This window comes from Corynebacterium sp. CCUG 65737, assembly GCF_024454115.1.
GTDB classification, from domain to species: Bacteria; Actinomycetota; Actinomycetes; order Mycobacteriales; family Mycobacteriaceae; genus Corynebacterium; species Corynebacterium genitalium.
The window spans coordinates 225542-241114 of record NZ_JAGPZB010000002.1 but is presented as its reverse complement, the minus strand read 5'-3'; the positions used below and the strand labels follow the sequence as shown (position 1 = coordinate 241114).

Here is a 15573-nt window from a genome sequence, read left to right as displayed (position 1 = left end):
TGCGGATGTAGCGCAGTTGGTAGCGCATCACCTTGCCAAGGTGAGGGTCGCGAGTTCGAGTCTCGTCATCCGCTCCAAGTCCCAGTTGGCAGCAATTGGTACTGTGAAAGAGGCGGAAATCGCCCACGGTGGAATGGCCGAGTGGTGAGGCAAAGGTCTGCAAAACCTTGTACACGGGTTCGATTCCCGTTTCCACCTCCATATTCATGTGAATATTGCGCGCGTTTAGCTCAGCGGGAGAGCGCTTCCCTGACACGGAAGAGGTCACTGGTTCAATCCCAGTATCGCGCACGAAGGGTCTGACCCCTTTGCGGATGTAGCGCAGTTGGTAGCGCATCACCTTGCCAAGGTGAGGGTCGCGAGTTCGAGTCTCGTCATCCGCTCCACTACCCCGGCGGCAATAGTCGCCGGGGTTTCGTCGCGTCTGGAGGCACCGCGGGAAGGGCTTGCGCGCGAAAACGGGCGCGTTTTCGTGCCGTCCACACGTCAACTAACTGGAGTCACTTTCGAAACATCTGACCTGGGCGTTCACGGACCGGTTTCAAACGGCACGAAAATAAGCCATTATTTATGGATGTAACAACAAAAGCGCGCCAAGACATCGGCATAGACGATCAGCTGCCCCCAGCGCCCACCCCACTACGATCGGCCTCATGCTCGACACGATCATCGGCCCGACAAGCGCCCGCGAAGAAATCCGCGCTGTCGCGGTCACCACGGTTTTCGGCTCGTTCACGGCTGGTGGCAACTCCGGGGAGCTGGGCAACGACACGGACTCACAGGTCCTGGCCGCCCTACGTGAGTGGGCGGATGTCATCCTGGTCGGCTCCGGCACGGTCAAAGCGGAGGGTTACGGCCCATCGGACACTCCGATGGCGGTGGTGTCGCGCTCACTCGACTTCGACACCTCCGCGAAACTGTTCGGCGGGGCTCCCCCGCTCATTCTCACGCCAGAGGCGTCGCTGACAGACGCCGCGCTCGCCGACCGCCGCCAGGCGCTTACAAACGCGGGTTGCTCTTTGGTGTCCACCGGGGAAGGGGGTGCGGGTGAGATCGTCGATAAGCTGCGGGAGCTGGGGTACGGGCGAATCATTTGTGAAGGCGGCCCCTCGCTGTATGCGGACATGTTCGCGCATTCGCTTATCGACGTCCTCCATCTCACCATCGACCCCCGCACCAACGGCGAACCCGCCGGTTTGCAGGGCGATTTCACCGTGAATCTCGAGTTGGAGCAGGTGCAAACGGACGGGTCGTTCCTCTTCGCGCGCTATCGCCGCGTGTAGGTTGAGGGGGTGACTACCCGCCTGAGCCAGTTGACCCAGCTGTGGACCGCCCAGTCCCCTGAGCGTGCGCTGCGCTGGCAACAGGTGGCAAACGGGGCACTGTGGCCGCTGGCAATCCTTCTGGTCATTCATCGCATTGTCGTGCTGGCGCTGCCGGGCACCGCGACGGATGATTTCACCACGGTCTGGTCCGCTGCACGCCGCTTCGTTGAGCGCGTGCCGGTCTACAGCGAGACCTACCACCATGTGGACCCGCACTATCTGTACAACCCTGGCGCAACGTTGCTGTTGTCGCCGCTGGGTGTGTTCCCGGACATGTCTGTTGTGCGGCCACTGTTCATCCTGTTCAACGCCGCGTGCATCATTGGCGCACTGGCATGGTTGACCCGTCTAGTTGGCCGCGGTCTGGCCCACCCTGTGTTCCCTGGCGCCATTGCCGCATGCTTTGCGACGGAAGCCGTCACCAACACCCTGATGTTCACCAACATCAACGGCGTTCTCTTGCTCGGTTTGTCTGCCTTCCTGGCGCTACTACTGCACGGGAGCAGGGGAAGCTCGTGGGCAGCCGGCATCGTCCTAGGCCTGTGCATCCTGGTCAAGCCGATGTTCGCCCCCTTGATTGTGTTGCCGTTGATGCGGCTGGAATGGCGTGCGGTCGTGTCCGCCGTGGCAATGCCGGTGCTGTTCAACCTTGTGGCGTGGCCGCTGACGCCAGGAGCACGCGATTACGTCGACATCGTCGTTCCCTACCTGGGCATCACGCGCGATTACGCGAACTCTTCGCTGGCCGGTGCCGCCGTGTACTTCGATATGCCGGGGTGGCTGCACGGGCTGCTGTTCGTGCTCATCGCCGCCGCCGTCGCTGTGGCCGTGCTGGGAGTTGCCCGCTACCGCTACTCCGACGAGTTCATGTGGGCGGCCACTTCCGCCGCCGTACTGATTACGGGGGTGTGCCTGCTGTCATCGCTGGGCCAGGCGTACTACTCCATGATGGTCTTCCCCGCTGTATTCACTGTTCTGGGCCGCCACAGCGTCTTCCACACTCCCGCGGCATGGGTGGGAATATTCCTGTGCCTCTCACCGCTGACGTGGGTGACCGATGGCACCTACTTGGCAGGCCGTTGGGCGAACACGTTCTTGCCCACCGCAGGATGGATGATCTTCATCGTCGCCGTCGCGGCCTGGGTAGTGTCAGAAGCACTGATTCGGAGGGAGCCGAAACATGACCATGGACAAGCCGACGAACTACCGCGACTGGACCGAGGAGCAGTGGCGCGAGAAGCTCAGCCCTGAGGAGTACTACGTTCTGCGCGAGGCCGGAACTGAACCTCCCGGGGTCGGTGAGTACACCGACACCACCACTGAGGGTGTGTACCGTTGCCGCGCCTGTGGAGCGGAGCTGTTCCGCTCCACCGAGAAGTTCTCCTCCCACTGCGGCTGGCCGTCCTTCTTCACCCCACTGGCCGGCGACGCAGTGATTGAGCGCGAAGACCGCTCGCATGGCATGGTGCGCACAGAGGTGCTCTGCGCCACCTGCAACTCGCACCTGGGCCATGTCTTCGCCGGTGAGGGCTACCCCACCCCCACCGATCTGCGGTACTGCATCAACTCGATTTCGCTGACGCTGGAGGAAGGCGCCGCGGACAAGCGTTAAGGCAGCGCTTCAATGATCTCCGCGACGTCGTTGACGCGGCGGCCGGAGAAGAACGGCAGCTCTTCACGCACGTGCAGGCGCGCTTCGGTGTAGCGCATCTTGTGCATCAAGTCGGAGATGCGTTCCAGCGAGGGCGCCTCAAACGCCAGCATCCACTCATAGTCGCCGAGTGAGAACGCCGACATCGTGTTGGCGCGCACATCTTTGTAGTCCGCGGCGGCCTGGCCGTGCTCGATGAGCAGATCGCGGCGTTTAGCCGGATCCATGATGTACCAGTCGTAGGAGCGGGTGAACGGGTAAACAGTGATCCAGTCCTGCGGCTCCTCGCCCATGATAAATGCCGGCAGGTGGCCGCGGTTGAACTCCGCCGGGCGGTGCAGACCGACACCGATCCAGAACACCTCGAGCGCCTGGCCCAGCACCGTGGTGCGGCGGAACGCGTTGTAGGCCTCCTGGATCTCATCGAAGTTCTCGGCGTGCCACCAGATCATCACATCAGCCTCAGCCCGGATGCCGGAAATGTCGTAGATCCCGCGGACGACAACTTTGCCTTCGTCCTCAAGGCCAGAGAAGAAACGCTGCGCTTCTGCGCTGATCTCGCTGCGGTCGGCACCGAGTGCGCCCGGAATCACCCGGAAGGTCGCCCACTGAGCGTATCGCTGGGTGTTGTTGAGCTTTTCAATATCTAGTTCCGCCATAGCGAAGACCTCCTGAAACAATCAAACCAAAGTATTATCTTTCACCCTACCCCCTCGCAGCGGCGCGCCTCCACGTAATCAGCGACAGGCTGGATAGCTTGGAACCCGTGACACATTCGGACCACCCTAAGCTCTCCGCCGCAACATCATCCGAGAGCGCCGAAACCACCCAGATCCCAGCGGAATTCACGGAAGCTGTCGAATCGATGCACCGCGCCCAGCTGCGCCCCGAGATCAGCCTGGGCACCATCCGTCCCCCGCAGCGCCCGGCCCCGTTCAGCCACGCAGTGGGCCTGGAAGTTCGGGGCAACGACGATGACGGTCCGATCCCGACCGACGCCCAAGGTGATGCCTTCGGCCGTCTCATCCTGCTGTACTCGCCGTCCGGGGAGGAGCAATGGGAAGGCTCCATGCGTCTTGTCGCCTACATCCAGGCGGATATGGACGATGCCGTTGCGTCCGATCCGCTGCTTCCCGACGTCGCATGGCAGTGGCTCGGTGAATCCCTGGCTGAGACACACGCCGGGTATACGGATCTGGGCGGCACGGTGACGTCCACGTCATCGGTGCGCTTCGGCGACATCGGGGGCCCTCCGCGCGCCTACCAGATCGAGATGCGCGCCTCGTGGACGGCTGACACCACCGATCTCTCCCACCATGTTGAGGCTTTCTCTAAGGTGCTCGCCCATGTCGCCGGTCTCCCGCCGGAGGGCGTGGCGGGGCTCGACCGAAGGTGACCGTCTAAGCTGTGGGGGATGCACTACGAACTCGTTCACACCCCCGACGGGTTCGCGCGCGCTGCGAAACAGCTCGCCGCAGGGCGCGGACCTTTCGCCGTGGATACGGAGCGAGCGTCTGCGTACCGCTACGACGACCGCGCCTTTCTCATCCAGATTCACCGCCGCGGCGCAGGAACGTTCCTCTTCCAACCAGAGGGCCTACGCGAAGAACTGACGTCCGCCCTCGCGCCTGCTGTGAACGGCGAAGACTGGATCATTCACGCCGCCCCTGAGGACCTGCCGAGTCTCGCTGAGCTCGGTCTGCATCCCGGAACACTCTTCGACACTGCTCTCGCTGGCCGCATTGCCGGCTTCGAGAAACCGAACCTCGCCGCCATGGTCGCCGAGTTCTGCGGAGTCGAGCTGGAGAAGGGCCATGGCCGCGAAGACTGGTCGCTTCCAACCCTTCCGCGGGAGTGGCTGGACTACGCCGCCCTCGACGTGATTTACCTGCCCGATCTGGCAGAGGCTCAGGCGGAGTTGCTGGGTGGGCTGGGCAAGCTGGACTATGCGGAGCAAGAATTCGCGCACATCGTGGACACGTTCGCGGAGTGGACTGCCCCCACGCTGACATGGGAAGGGCTCAAAGGCGTGAACAACCTTCCCTCTGCCCTCTCCCGTGCCATCGCTCGTGCAGTGTGGGAGCAGCGCAACGCCGATGCTTTACGACGCGACATCTCCCCCTCCCACATCCTGCCGTCCAAACTGATCATCGCGATAGCGAAAGAACAACCGCGCTCCCCCGCCGATCTCGCGGCCATGAAGGGCTTCCCTGCCCGCCGCACAGGCGCGAGCCACAAGTGGTTCCGGGTCCTGCGCGGGGTATATCAATCTGATCCCGCCACGTGGCCGGACAAACCGCGCAACAATGAGGGCACACCCGGGAAGTCTGCCTGGCAGCGCCACCACCCGGAGTCGTGGGACTACCTGCAAACGATGCGTTCCGCCATCGCAGAGGCCGCTGATGACATGGACCTGCCTGCCGAAGTGCTGCTAACCCCGGCAGTTCTCCGGGAAACCGCCTGGGCACTTTCCCAGGGCACGGTCTCATGGGACACACACGCTGTCGCCGGCCTTCTGGCCGAGCAGGGGGCACGTCCATGGCAGGTCGCAAACACAGCGGATCTGTTCGCCGCGAACAGGCCAGGCGAAGAAGTTTAGGCCAGCCCTTCAATCCACTCGCGGATGGATTCGCGGGCGGAATCGGCGTCGAGTCCAACCTCGGCAAGCAACTCGGAGCGCGACGCGTGCGGCGGGAAGATATCCGGGAAGGCCAGGCGTCGCAGCGGGGTGTCCACTTCGGCAGCGGACAGCGCCTCAGACAGTGCCGAGCCGATGCCTCCGCGAACAACACCGTCTTCGTACACGACCACCAGGTCCGCTTCGGCTGCCATGTCGATCAGCTCAGGGTTGATCGGAATGATCCACCGGGGGTCAACGACGGTGATGCGGGCACCGTCGTCATTCAGCTCGCGTGCAACCTGAACTGCGTTCTTGCTGAACTCACCGATTGCGACGAGAAGCACCTCGGGGATGTCCTCGTCGGCGTCTCCAGCGGGCTCGACGAGAATGTCGCTCCCACCGTCCGTGCGGCGAAGTTCCGTGACCGGGTCCCCCACGTCGCCCTTCGGGAAGCGGACGACGGTCGGGCCGGTCTCCACAGCGATGGCTTCTTGGAACTCTTCGCGCAAACGGTCAGCATCGCGCGGGGCGGCGACACGAATACCCGGAACAATGGAGGTCAAGGCCATGTCCCAGACACCGTTGTGGCTCGCGCCGTCGCTGCCGGTCACGCCTGCTCGGTCGAGCACGAACGTCACCGGCTGATTGATCAGGGCTACGTCCATGAGCAACTGGTCAAAAGCGCGGTTGAGGAACGTCGAGTAGACCGCCACCACCGGGTGCAACCCGCCGAGAGCCATGCCCGCCGCCGACGTCACAGCGTGTTGCTCAGCGATGCCCACATCGAAGAACCGCGAGGGGAACTTCTCCGCGAACGGTGTCAACCCCGTTGGGCCCGCCATCGCTGCGGTGAGTGCCACGATGTCTTCGCGCTCGTGCCCGGCGCGGAGCAGCTCCTCGGAGAACACCGATGTCCACCCCGGACGCGCTTCCCCCAGCGCCTCGCCAGTGACGGGGTCAATGACACCGGTGGAGTGCATCTGGTCGGCAATATCGTTGACCGCCGGGGCGAAACCGTGGCCCTTCTCAGTTGCAACGTGAATGATCAGCGGTCCGTCGTACTGGTGCGCATAGGTAAATGCGCTCAGCAGCGACGGAATGTCGTGTCCTTCGATCGGGCCGACGTATTTCAGACCCAAATCTTGGAACATCTGCGTCGGCACCACCTGGTGCTTGATGCCATCCTTCACCATCTTCATAGCGCCGAATGCGCGCTCGCCGACCCAGCCCATGGACTTCAAGGTGCGCTTTCCCTGCTCCATCACTTCGTCGTAACCAGGCTGAATCCGGATGGAGGCGATCTGGGAACGGAGATTGTCCAGGTTGCGGGCGAACCCGCCGATGGTCGGTGAGTAGGACCGGCCGTTGTCGTTCACCACGATGGTGACGTTGCGCTCCCCTTCAGCGATGTTATTCAGCGCTTCCCAGCACATTCCGCCGGTCAGAGCACCATCACCCACCACTGCGACAACATTGCTGTCGGCGTGGCCCTGAAGCACCTTCGCCTTTGACAACCCGTCCGCGTAGGACAACGCCGCGGAAGCGTGGGAGGACTCGGTCCAGTCATGATCGGACTCGCTGCGACTGGTGTACCCGGACAATCCATCCTTTTTGCGCAGTGTGTCGAACTGCCCGGAACGCCCCGTGAGGATCTTGTGCACGTAGGACTGGTGGGACGTGTCGAAGATGATAGGGTCGCTCGGCGAGTCAAAGACGGCGTGCAGGGCGACCGTCAGCTCGACGACCCCCAAGTTCGGTCCGAGGTGGCCGCCGGTGGCGGAGACCTTCTGGATGAGAAACTCGCGGATTTCCCGCGCGAGACGTTCGAGCTCGTCCGCCGACATGCCCTTCAGTTCGGCCGGGGATGTGAGGTGCTCAAGCCTGCTCACTGCTCGTCGTAGCTCCTTGGTCGAGGTTGTCGGACGGTTGGAGAAAGCGTCTCGAATGGTTGAAGGACAATTCTACACTTTCCCCGCTCTAACCCGGCATCGGCTTTTCAGGCCGGAACGAGGCTGGTGAGGACTTCGAAGTGGTGGGTGGCGGGAAAAGCGTCGATAAGCGCCATGCGTTCGACGACGTATCCTGCCGCGCCCCATGTGGCCAGATCGCGCGTGAATGTCGCCGGATCGCACCCGACGTGGATGACGCGCTGCGGGCGGCGCGCAGCGATGCCGGCGACGACGTTTTCCCCGGCCCCTGTGCGCGGAGGATCGAGCACCACGAGCCCTGGGTCCGGCAGCTCATCCAGCGCCGCTTCCACTTTCTGGTTGCGCATGTCCACGTTGAACGCGCTCAGTGCGGGCTGCGGCGTGCGCGTCGCGGCGGGAGAGTAGTCGACGCTGACGATGCGCGGTGCCTGGTCCCCCTCCATGGCAGCGCTTATCGACGGCACAAACAACCCCACCCCGCCATACAAATCCCACCCTGTGCGCTCACCGTAGTCGTCCGCAGCCCAATCAAGGATATAGGCCGAATAGGCCGCAGGAGCAGCGAGATGTGCCTGCCAAAACGCTGTCGGGGGAAAGCTGAAATGGAATTCCTCCCCGGCGACCGGAACGATCTCGGTCGCGGCATCGCCACCCTCGATGCGCGTATCAATGTGCTCCACACGTTTACCGCGTTGCGCCCGCCGCGTTTCGACGACGTGACGCTGCCCTGCCCCGTCAACGACCACCACGAGCTCAGCACCGGGGGTGAATCTGGCATCACCGCCGACGATTCCATCGAGGGCCTCCGGGACCACCTGGGAGCACGGCTGCCCCGCAACGATCTCGCGGCTGCGTGCGCGGCGCATTCCAGCACGCCCCTGTTCATCGACACCAAGACGGACACGGGTGCGCCACCCAAGGGTCGGTTCGAGCGATTCTTCTTCGAGGTCGATCGCTGCGTCAAAGCCCTCGAGTACACCACTGGGCCGGGCGTGCTTTTCCAACTGCCCGACCAAGATCTCGCGCTTGAACCGCGTTTGCGCGGCGGGATCGATGTGGGAGTAGTCGCAGCACCCTGCGCCAGCTGCCGCTGCTGGGCAGGCGACCTCAGTCCGGTCAGGCGACGGTTCCACTACCTGGGTGAGCGCGGCACGAGCCCACCGCTTCTTCACAGTGGTCAGCTCGGCTTCCACCACATCACCGGGAAGTGCTCCTGCCACGAACACCACGCGACCGTCCGAGGCGTGCGCAATTGCCTCGCCCCCGTGCGCCATCGCGGTGGGTTCAAGCCTGACGCGATCGCCAGAAGTAAGCTCCATATTACTGCTGTTCGGGCTGGTCAGGCTGGCCGGTCTGCTCTCCCTGCCCCTGTTGGTTCTGTTGGTTCTGCTGGTTCTGCTGCCGCAGCTGTTGCTGCTGCATAGCTTGCTGGATTTGCAGAGCGAGCTGTGCGGGCAACTCGACCGGCAGGGAGTTGCCTGCCAGCACGGGCGTGTTGCCGCGATAGATGAAGGAGCGAGCGATGATTTCGCGGCCGAGATCCGCCAACCGGTCTTCCTTACCGTGCGGCGCTGCGAGGGTGACGCGGTACAGCCAGCGCGGGCCTTGCACACCGATGATGCGGATGATGCCGTTGTCGCCAGTGCCGACCACTTCGCGGCCCCATGGGCCCTCTTCATATTCGACCGGCATGCCTTCAGCGCGCATGCCCTCTGCGATCTCATCGGAGGACTCTTCCCACATGCCGCCGGAGTTCGGTGCGGCGAACGCCACCGGGGTGACACGGCCGAATTCGGTGATGACGTGGAGCATGCGCGGGCCCTGCTCACCCATCTCCACCTGGACCTGGGAGTTCTTCGGAAGCGCTAACTGGATCGAGCCGAGGTTGAGCAACCCTGCGGAGAAGTCGCTGAAGTCGAAGTCGTTGATGTCAACGTTGTCACCATCAAAGGGGCCGGTCTTCCCGTTCACGGCGTCGTGCTCACGCTGGACAACGGCAGCCTCTTCGGCCTCTTTGACCTGCTCGGGATCAGGCGTGGTCTGGACGATTGTGCTGCCCTTGTCTTTCACCGGGTTCATGTATTGCACGTCGTGAAAGTCCCCGCTAGATGCACGGGGCCGCGTGGGGGTGGCGGGGGCCTCCGCGGGACGAGAAACAAACGGGTCTTCCCATTCCCGCCTGCGGTAATTGCCATATTCAGCGGAGTCGCTGTTCTTTTTCTTGCCGAAGGGCCACAGTGCCATGATTGTCTCTTTCGCTCGTTCCTTAAGTGCTAAGTTGCTGCTAATTCACGCCGGTGGAGCCGTATCCGCCCGAACCGCGGACAGTCTCATCGAGGTCGTCGACTTCGATGAAGTCCGGCAGTTCCACTCGTTGCACCACCAGTTGGGCGATGCGCATCCCGCGGGTGACCTCAAAGGGAGTGTCTTTGTCCGTGTTGAGCAGGCACACCTTGAGTTCCCCCCGGTAATCCGCATCGATCGTGCCGGGAGTGTTCACGATGGTCAGGCCGTGCTTGGCCGCCAGGCCCGAACGCGGGTGGATCAGACCCACAGTGCCAAGCGGCAACGCGATAGCGACACCGGTACTCACCAACGCGCGCTCACCGGGGCCGATCGCGACATCGTGGGCGGAATACAGGTCCACACCGGCATCGCCGCGGTGGGCGCGTTGCGGAATGGGTAGGTCCGGATCGAGCCGCTTGAGGGGGATCGGTCCGATCGATTTCGTCTCTTTGGTCACGTCCCCACACTACGTGAGGTTGACGGGGCACGTATCTCCGCCATTCGCCAAACCATTTAAGGAATCATGGGGCACTTGCCTACCATGGACGGTGTGACTGAAAGCGCGAACACCCCGTCAACACCGCCTACTACCCCTTCCGCGGCGCCAGAAGTGCTGTACTCCGAACGCCAGTGGGTGCCGTTGTGGTGGTGGATCGCGGGGACTGCATTCGCGGCGCTGTTGGGTGCTCAAATGGGTGTCAACCGCGGGATGTGGTGGTTCGTCGCGACGTTCATTGTCATCGGCGCCCTGACCGCATGGTTCCTTATTCACTTGTCGTCGACTGTGGTGCGCGTGGAGCGCGACGGTGACGGAACGCGCTGGCTCGTCGTGGGTGACGCGAACTTGCCGTCGTCAGTGGTGTCGCGCTCTCTGGCTGTCCCCCGTTCGGCGAAGCAGAACGCGCTTGGCCGGCAGCTCGATCCCGCGGCGTATCTCGTCCACCGCGCATGGGTGAAAGAAATGGCCTTGTTCGTTCTCGACGACCCGGAGGACCCCACCCCTTACTGGCTCGTGTCCTCTAAGAATCCGGAGGAACTGCTTCGGGCCTACGTTCCGGAGCAGGCTGATACGGCCGCCGAGCCCCTCCACCGCACTGGCCAGTAGGCCAACGCGGGACGTCGGTTACTCGCAGTCGAGGCAAATCTTCGAACCGTCTGGCTCAACGTGGCCCAGGCGGTTGTGCTTCTGCACTAAGAAGCAGGATGCGCAGGTGAACTCGTTCTCCTGTTTCGGCACGACAGAGACATTGAGTTCTTCGCCGGACAGGTCGACGGTCGGCGGATCGAATGCGTCAACAACTTCCCCATCGTCGTCCATGCTGCTGCCGGCGACCTCTTCAGCCTTGAGACCTTCAAGGGAATCCGTCTCGATCTCATCATCGAGGCGGCGGCGAGGGGCGTCGTAATCGGTGGCCACGAGGTCTCCTTCTGAGCCTGAGAATGCTTTCAAAATGCTTACTGTCAGCGTGATATTAAAACAAGAATTTCTTTATGTCATGTTTGCCCCGCGCACAGACGTTTCGGCGTGTCGCACCTCGACTTCCCCTTTCTAAATCAGACCTGGTCAGAGAATGGTTTCAGGGGCTGATCTGCCCCCGCTTCCGCAAGGAGGGCGCGGAAGTTATTCCAAATCCCCGGAGCGGATGCCATTGTCACCGCCCCGTCATGGCCGCTGGCACCCAGGCCAGGATGCTCAACCTGTGCGCCAGCCTCGGTGGCAATCACGGCTCCGGCGGCGTAGTCCCACGGGTGGGTGGCGTGCTCGTAGTAGGCATCCACTACGCCGTCTGCAAGCATGCACAAGTCTAAAGCAGCACTGCCGGCGCGGCGGATGTCGCGCACACGCGGCAATACCGCGCGCAGAATGTCCGCTTGCTGGGCGCGCCACTGTGGCGTGTAGGAGAAACCGGTGGCCACAAGCGCGAGAGGCACATCGCTTATCGACGACACACCTAACCGCCGCCATTCCTCTTCCCCTCCCCCACGCGTGAAGGCCCCGCGACCTCTACCTGCCTGATAGGCGCGGCCAGTAGCAACATTGACTACCGCTCCAGCAAGCAGTTCCTCCCCGCGCGCGGCTGCGATCGACACCGCATATTGCGGGACCCCGTAGAGAAAGTTCACCGTGCCATCAATCGGGTCGACGATCCACCGCACTCCGGAACGAGACGGAACGTCGGCGCCTTCTTCCCCCAGAATGCCGTCGTCTGGTCGACGCTCGAGAAGAGTGGACATGATCAACTGCTCCGACTCTTTATCTACGACAGTGACCGGGTCCACTGCCGAGGATTTTGTCTCCGCCGCAGTCAATGCGCCTTCACCGATCAGTTCGGCCCGCCTATCGCGGACGTGACCTGCGGCCAGCAAGCAGGTGGAAAGGGCGACGTCGAGAAGCTCGTCGACAAGCAAATCTGCGGTACTCATGCTTGCCATCGTGCCTCAAAGTAGCCAGCGTCCGCGCGGGGTGCGGAAGTGCGTAGAATCGGCGGGTATGGATCACACCTCGGGCAACTACTGCTGCGGCATCGACATCGGAGGCTCTGGCGTTAAAGGCGCGATCGTCGACATGGACACCGGCGAGTTCGCCACCGACCGCATCAAGATCGCCACTCCCCAACCCGCGACCCCAGAGGCTGTGGCAGAAACCGTTACTGAGATTGTCCGCCAGCTCGAATGGGACGGACCCGTGGGCATCTGCCTACCCTCCGTGGTCAAGGAGCAGGTAGCAATGACCGCCGCGAACATCGATGACGCGTGGATCGGTACCGACGTTCATGAGCTGTTCAGCGAGCATGTGCCTGGCCGCGACATCGCGGTGCTGAATGACGCTGACGCAGCCGGCCTGGCCGAAGTCGCCTTCGGTGACGAGATCTGTCGCACCGGGGCTGTGATGTTCTTGACCTTCGGCACCGGAATCGGCTCGGCGCTGCTCATGGACGGCGATCTGTTCCCCAATACGGAACTTGGCCACATGTTTGTGGGCAAGAAGGAGGCCGAGCACCAGGCGTCTTCGGCTGTCCGCGACCGCGAAGAACTGAGTTACTCACAGTGGGCGAAGCGCGTCGACAAAGTCCTGACAGAGTACGCGCGGCTGTTCAATCCCATCGCCTTCGTCGTCGGTGGCGGCATCTCGCGCAAGGCAGATAAGTGGGTGCCGCTGCTTACCGTGGACACGCCCGTTATCCCGGCCAAACTGCGCAATCGCGCGGGAATCGTCGGTGCCGCGATGGCTGTGTGGAAGCACGTCGCGCCCTAAAACCCCCGCATTCGCGAAAATAATTCGCCGGAGGGGGTGGCGGGAACCGGGGAGCCGTGCCTATGCTGTAGGGTTACCGCAAAGGCCGCGTAGGAGCGGTCTACGTCATGGTGGGAGGAATAGCCTTCCGCTTTCCGCGGTTAACGTCATCGGAAATCAACCGGCTCACCCCGCTACCGACTTGATTATGCAGGTTTGCGTATCGTGGTGGGACACCAACGTAGTCAAGCGATGAGTGCACGAAAGGTCGTACGTGGCAGCTAGCACCCCATCCACCAATAACAGCCCTGATGCCGCTGTCGAGGAAGACGCGGGTCAGGCGTCTCAGCCTGCGCGGAAAAAGGCCGTGAAGAAGACGGCTAAGAAGGCCGCCAAGAAGACTGCGGCTAAGAAGACCACCAAGAAGGCTGCGAAGAAGACCACGAAGAAAGCCGCCAAGAAGACGGTGAAGAAGACGGCCGCGAAGAAGACCGTGCGCAAGTCCGCACAGGCAGCCTCTGCGGCCGACGCAGCTGAGAACGAGGACGAGTCCGCTGACGCCGACGACACCGATGACGTAGACGATGTCGACGACGTGGACGGTCTCGGCGACGACGACATGCTCGACGGCGACCTGGATGAGGATCTGGCCGACGAGGACATGGACGGCGACGACTTCGATCCGGAGCTCGAAGAAGACGAGGAGCTCGACAGCGAAGCTGTCGTCGATGCTGCCACTGCCACCGATGAGGAGGATGGCGAGGAGGACTCTGACGAGTTCGTGCCGGAACTCGGTGAAGAGGGTGAGGCCGCGGCCTCGGCTCCGGCAAGCGACGATGATGACGAAGATGATGCCGCTCCCCCGTCAGTGTGGGACATCGAAGAGTCTGCTGCTCTGCGCCAAGCACGCAAAGACGCCCAGCTCACCGCCTCTGCGGACTCGGTGCGTGCTTACCTCAAGCAGATCGGTAAGGTCGCGCTGCTTGACGCTGAGCAGGAAGTCTCTCTGGCCAAGCGCATCGAGGCCGGTCTCTACGCCCAGCACCGCCTGGATGAGATGCAGCGCGCCGCCGACGAAGGCGACAAGGACGCGAAGCTCACCCCGGCTGTGAAGCGTGATCTGCGCGCCGTCGCCCGCGACGGCCGCAAGGCGAAGAACCACTTGCTTGAGGCGAACCTGCGTCTCGTGGTGTCCCTGGCAAAGCGCTACACCGGCCGTGGCATGGCTTTCTTGGACTTGATTCAGGAAGGCAATTTGGGCCTGATTCGTGCCGTGGAGAAGTTCGACTACTCCAAGGGGTACAAGTTCTCCACCTACGCCACATGGTGGATCCGTCAGGCGATTACCCGCGCGATGGCAGATCAGGCCCGTACCATCCGTATCCCGGTGCACATGGTCGAGGTCATTAACAAGCTCGGCCGCATCCAGCGCGAGCTGCTGCAGGACCTCGGTCGCGAGCCGACTCCGCAGGAGCTGGCGAAGGAAATGGACATCACTGAGGAGAAGGTCCTTGAGATCCAGCAGTACGCGCGCGAGCCGATCTCCCTGGACCAGACCATCGGCGATGAGGGCGACAGCCAACTCGGCGACTTCATCGAAGACTCTGAGGCTGTGGTGGCCGTCGACGCTGTGTCCTTCACGCTTCTGCAGGACCAGCTCCAGGACGTGCTGCACACGCTGTCCGAGCGTGAGGCGGGCGTTGTGCGCCTGCGCTTCGGATTGACCGACGGCATGCCGCGCACCCTCGACGAGATCGGACAAGTCTACGGCGTCACGCGCGAGCGCATCCGTCAGATCGAATCGAAGACGATGTCGAAGCTGCGCCACCCGTCGCGTTCGCAAGTGCTGCGCGACTACCTGGACTAGAGCAGCGAGACCCCTCGCCACCACCTAGCCAGACAGCCCGGCTCAACCGGGAGTGTCTGGCTAGGTGTTTTCTATATACGCCCGGTCGCGGTCCGCTGTGCGCTCGAGCACACTCTCGCTGCTGCTTTCCGGCCCTTTATTACTGCCAGAGCCAGAGTCCACCTCCTGTTCCAGCTCATAAATGGCAAATGCCATGAATGCGAGAAAAGCGATCGCCATAAGGGTGCTGATGATGCTCGCTATCAGGCCGGTGATGGCCATTCCCATACCGTTGGAGCCGGGGAAGCGACGGCTGTTGCTGATCCCCATGATGCCGCAGATGATGCCGCAAATCCCGAGCAGCAGGGCGAACGGCCCAGCGATGAACACCATCGCGAACGAACAAAGGCCGACCACCAAAGCGGCGACGGCTGTTTGGTTCTTCTCTGCAGGTACCGGCGCGTACGCGTGGGGCACGAATCCGGTACCGTACGCGTTCGACCCGTGCGGGTTGTAGCGCCCCCACTGGTCGACAGGACCAGCTTCAAATGGTTGGCCGTAGCCGTCTAGCTGTCCCCGTTGCTCGTGGCTGTAGCCGCCGTATGGTTCGTTCATCGGGTCCCTGGGGCTGCGGGGGTACTGCGGGCCGTAAGGATTGGGATGCACCATAATGCCCGCTAGC

Annotated in this window: 16 protein-coding genes and 4 tRNA genes; 12 read left to right on the top strand and 8 right to left on the bottom strand. The window is 62.7% G+C overall.

The genetic code is table 11. From position 1 onward, the window contains the following. Position 1 precedes the first annotated feature (1 nt). The 7 genes from KBX17_RS03160 to msrB all read left to right on the top strand — a co-directional run bounded on the left by KBX17_RS03160 (position 2) and on the right by msrB (position 2937). Positions 2-77: transfer RNA gene (locus KBX17_RS03160), tRNA-Gly, on the top strand. A gap of 50 nt (positions 78-127) precedes the next feature. Beyond that, positions 128-201 (top strand) — tRNA-Cys (locus KBX17_RS03155). Positions 202-219: 18 nt separating this feature from the next. Then, positions 220-291 (top strand) — tRNA-Val (locus KBX17_RS03150). A gap of 19 nt (positions 292-310) precedes the next feature. Beyond that, positions 311-386: transfer RNA gene (locus KBX17_RS03145), tRNA-Gly, on the top strand. A 267-nt stretch (positions 387-653) separates the two neighbouring features. Beyond that, a complete protein-coding gene (locus KBX17_RS03140) occupies positions 654-1283 on the top strand; it encodes a dihydrofolate reductase family protein (RefSeq protein WP_256002642.1) in 630 nt (209 codons plus the stop codon). Positions 1284-1292: 9 nt separating this feature from the next. Then, complete coding sequence (locus KBX17_RS03135; RefSeq protein WP_256002640.1) at positions 1293-2576, top strand: glycosyltransferase family 87 protein; 1284 nt, start codon at positions 1293-1295, stop codon at positions 2574-2576. Further along, on the top strand, positions 2512-2937 hold the full coding sequence (gene msrB / locus KBX17_RS03130) for a peptide-methionine (R)-S-oxide reductase MsrB (protein ID WP_005289884.1): 426 nt from the start codon (positions 2512-2514) through the stop codon (positions 2935-2937). Before KBX17_RS03135 ends, msrB begins: the two co-directional genes overlap by 65 nt. Here msrB and hemQ read toward each other — a convergent pair. After that, positions 2934-3635, bottom strand: a complete 702-nt coding sequence (gene hemQ, locus KBX17_RS03125; protein ID WP_256002638.1) for a hydrogen peroxide-dependent heme synthase — start codon at positions 3633-3635, stop codon at positions 2934-2936. The two genes, msrB and hemQ, sit on opposite strands and share 4 nt — an antisense overlap. Positions 3636-3742: 107 nt before the next feature. Here hemQ and KBX17_RS03120 point away from each other — a divergent pair, with 107 nt between their 5' ends. Then, entirely contained in the window at positions 3743-4372 is a 630-nt protein-coding gene (locus KBX17_RS03120) for a DUF3000 domain-containing protein (RefSeq protein WP_256002636.1), read from the top strand. Positions 4373-4390: 18 nt separating this feature from the next. After that, positions 4391-5575: an HRDC domain-containing protein gene (locus KBX17_RS03115; protein ID WP_256002635.1), complete on the top strand. Its 1185-nt coding sequence runs from the start codon at positions 4391-4393 to the stop codon at positions 5573-5575. On the opposite strand, the gene dxs is transcribed toward KBX17_RS03115, so the two are convergent. The 4 genes from dxs to dut form a co-directional block, all read right to left on the bottom strand. After that, positions 5572-7485, bottom strand: coding sequence for a 1-deoxy-D-xylulose-5-phosphate synthase (dxs, locus tag KBX17_RS03110; RefSeq protein ID WP_005289877.1), 1914 nt, complete (start codon positions 7483-7485; stop codon positions 5572-5574). The two genes, KBX17_RS03115 and dxs, sit on opposite strands and share 4 nt — an antisense overlap. Positions 7486-7592: 107 nt before the next feature. Continuing rightward, positions 7593-8843, bottom strand: coding sequence for a class I SAM-dependent RNA methyltransferase (locus tag KBX17_RS03105; protein WP_005289876.1), 1251 nt, complete (start codon positions 8841-8843; stop codon positions 7593-7595). Position 8844: 1 nt separating this feature from the next. Continuing rightward, positions 8845-9768: a DUF3710 domain-containing protein gene (locus KBX17_RS03100; protein WP_005289874.1), complete on the bottom strand. Its 924-nt coding sequence runs from the start codon at positions 9766-9768 to the stop codon at positions 8845-8847. A gap of 40 nt (positions 9769-9808) precedes the next feature. Further along, positions 9809-10267, bottom strand: coding sequence for a dUTP diphosphatase (gene dut, locus KBX17_RS03095; RefSeq protein WP_005289872.1), 459 nt, complete (start codon positions 10265-10267; stop codon positions 9809-9811). 84 nt (positions 10268-10351) lie between these two features. Here dut and KBX17_RS03090 point away from each other — a divergent pair, with 84 nt between their 5' ends. Continuing rightward, on the top strand, positions 10352-10915 hold the full coding sequence (locus KBX17_RS03090) for a DUF3093 domain-containing protein (protein ID WP_005289870.1): 564 nt from the start codon (positions 10352-10354) through the stop codon (positions 10913-10915). Positions 10916-10933: 18 nt separating this feature from the next. Here the strand turns inward: KBX17_RS03090 and KBX17_RS03085 are convergent, their stop codons facing one another. Both KBX17_RS03085 and KBX17_RS03080 read right to left on the bottom strand, forming a co-directional pair. After that, positions 10934-11227: a DUF4193 domain-containing protein gene (locus KBX17_RS03085; RefSeq protein WP_005289868.1), complete on the bottom strand. Its 294-nt coding sequence runs from the start codon at positions 11225-11227 to the stop codon at positions 10934-10936. Positions 11228-11364: 137 nt separating this feature from the next. Next, positions 11365-12234, bottom strand: a complete 870-nt coding sequence (locus tag KBX17_RS03080; RefSeq protein ID WP_005289866.1) for an inositol monophosphatase family protein — start codon at positions 12232-12234, stop codon at positions 11365-11367. A 67-nt stretch (positions 12235-12301) separates the two neighbouring features. Between KBX17_RS03080 and ppgK the strand changes: the two genes are divergently transcribed. Beyond that, entirely contained in the window at positions 12302-13066 is a 765-nt protein-coding gene (gene ppgK / locus KBX17_RS03075) for a polyphosphate--glucose phosphotransferase (protein ID WP_255995055.1), read from the top strand. A 253-nt stretch (positions 13067-13319) separates the two neighbouring features. Next, entirely contained in the window at positions 13320-14912 is a 1593-nt protein-coding gene (locus KBX17_RS03070) for an RNA polymerase sigma factor (RefSeq protein ID WP_255995054.1), read from the top strand. A 60-nt stretch (positions 14913-14972) separates the two neighbouring features. Here KBX17_RS03070 and KBX17_RS03065 read toward each other — a convergent pair whose 3' ends face one another. Continuing rightward, positions 14973-15506 (bottom strand): DUF4190 domain-containing protein, encoded by a 534-nt coding sequence (locus tag KBX17_RS03065; protein WP_256002633.1) that lies wholly within the window; start codon positions 15504-15506, stop codon positions 14973-14975. Between the last annotated feature and the right edge of the window lie 67 nt (positions 15507-15573).

Excerpts from the sequence above, each read along its gene's own strand:
- KBX17_RS03140 (WP_256002642.1), top strand. The coding sequence starts at position 654 with ATGCTCGACACGATCATCGGCCCGACAAGCGCCCGCGAAGAAATCCGC.
- msrB (WP_005289884.1), top strand. The coding sequence starts at position 2,512 with ATGGACAAGCCGACGAACTACCGCGACTGGACCGAGGAGCAGTGGCGC.
- hemQ (WP_256002638.1), bottom strand. The coding sequence starts at position 3,635 with ATGGCGGAACTAGATATTGAAAAGCTCAACAACACCCAGCGATACGCT.
- KBX17_RS03115 (WP_256002635.1), top strand. The coding sequence starts at position 4,391 with ATGCACTACGAACTCGTTCACACCCCCGACGGGTTCGCGCGCGCTGCG.
- KBX17_RS03105 (WP_005289876.1), bottom strand. The coding sequence starts at position 8,843 with ATGGAGCTTACTTCTGGCGATCGCGTCAGGCTTGAACCCACCGCGATG.
- KBX17_RS03100 (WP_005289874.1), bottom strand. The coding sequence starts at position 9,768 with ATGGCACTGTGGCCCTTCGGCAAGAAAAAGAACAGCGACTCCGCTGAA.
- KBX17_RS03090 (WP_005289870.1), top strand. The coding sequence starts at position 10,352 with ATGGACGGTGTGACTGAAAGCGCGAACACCCCGTCAACACCGCCTACT.
- KBX17_RS03080 (WP_005289866.1), bottom strand. The coding sequence starts at position 12,234 with ATGAGTACCGCAGATTTGCTTGTCGACGAGCTTCTCGACGTCGCCCTT.
- ppgK (WP_255995055.1), top strand. The coding sequence starts at position 12,302 with ATGGATCACACCTCGGGCAACTACTGCTGCGGCATCGACATCGGAGGC.
- KBX17_RS03065 (WP_256002633.1), bottom strand. The coding sequence starts at position 15,506 with ATGAACGAACCATACGGCGGCTACAGCCACGAGCAACGGGGACAGCTA.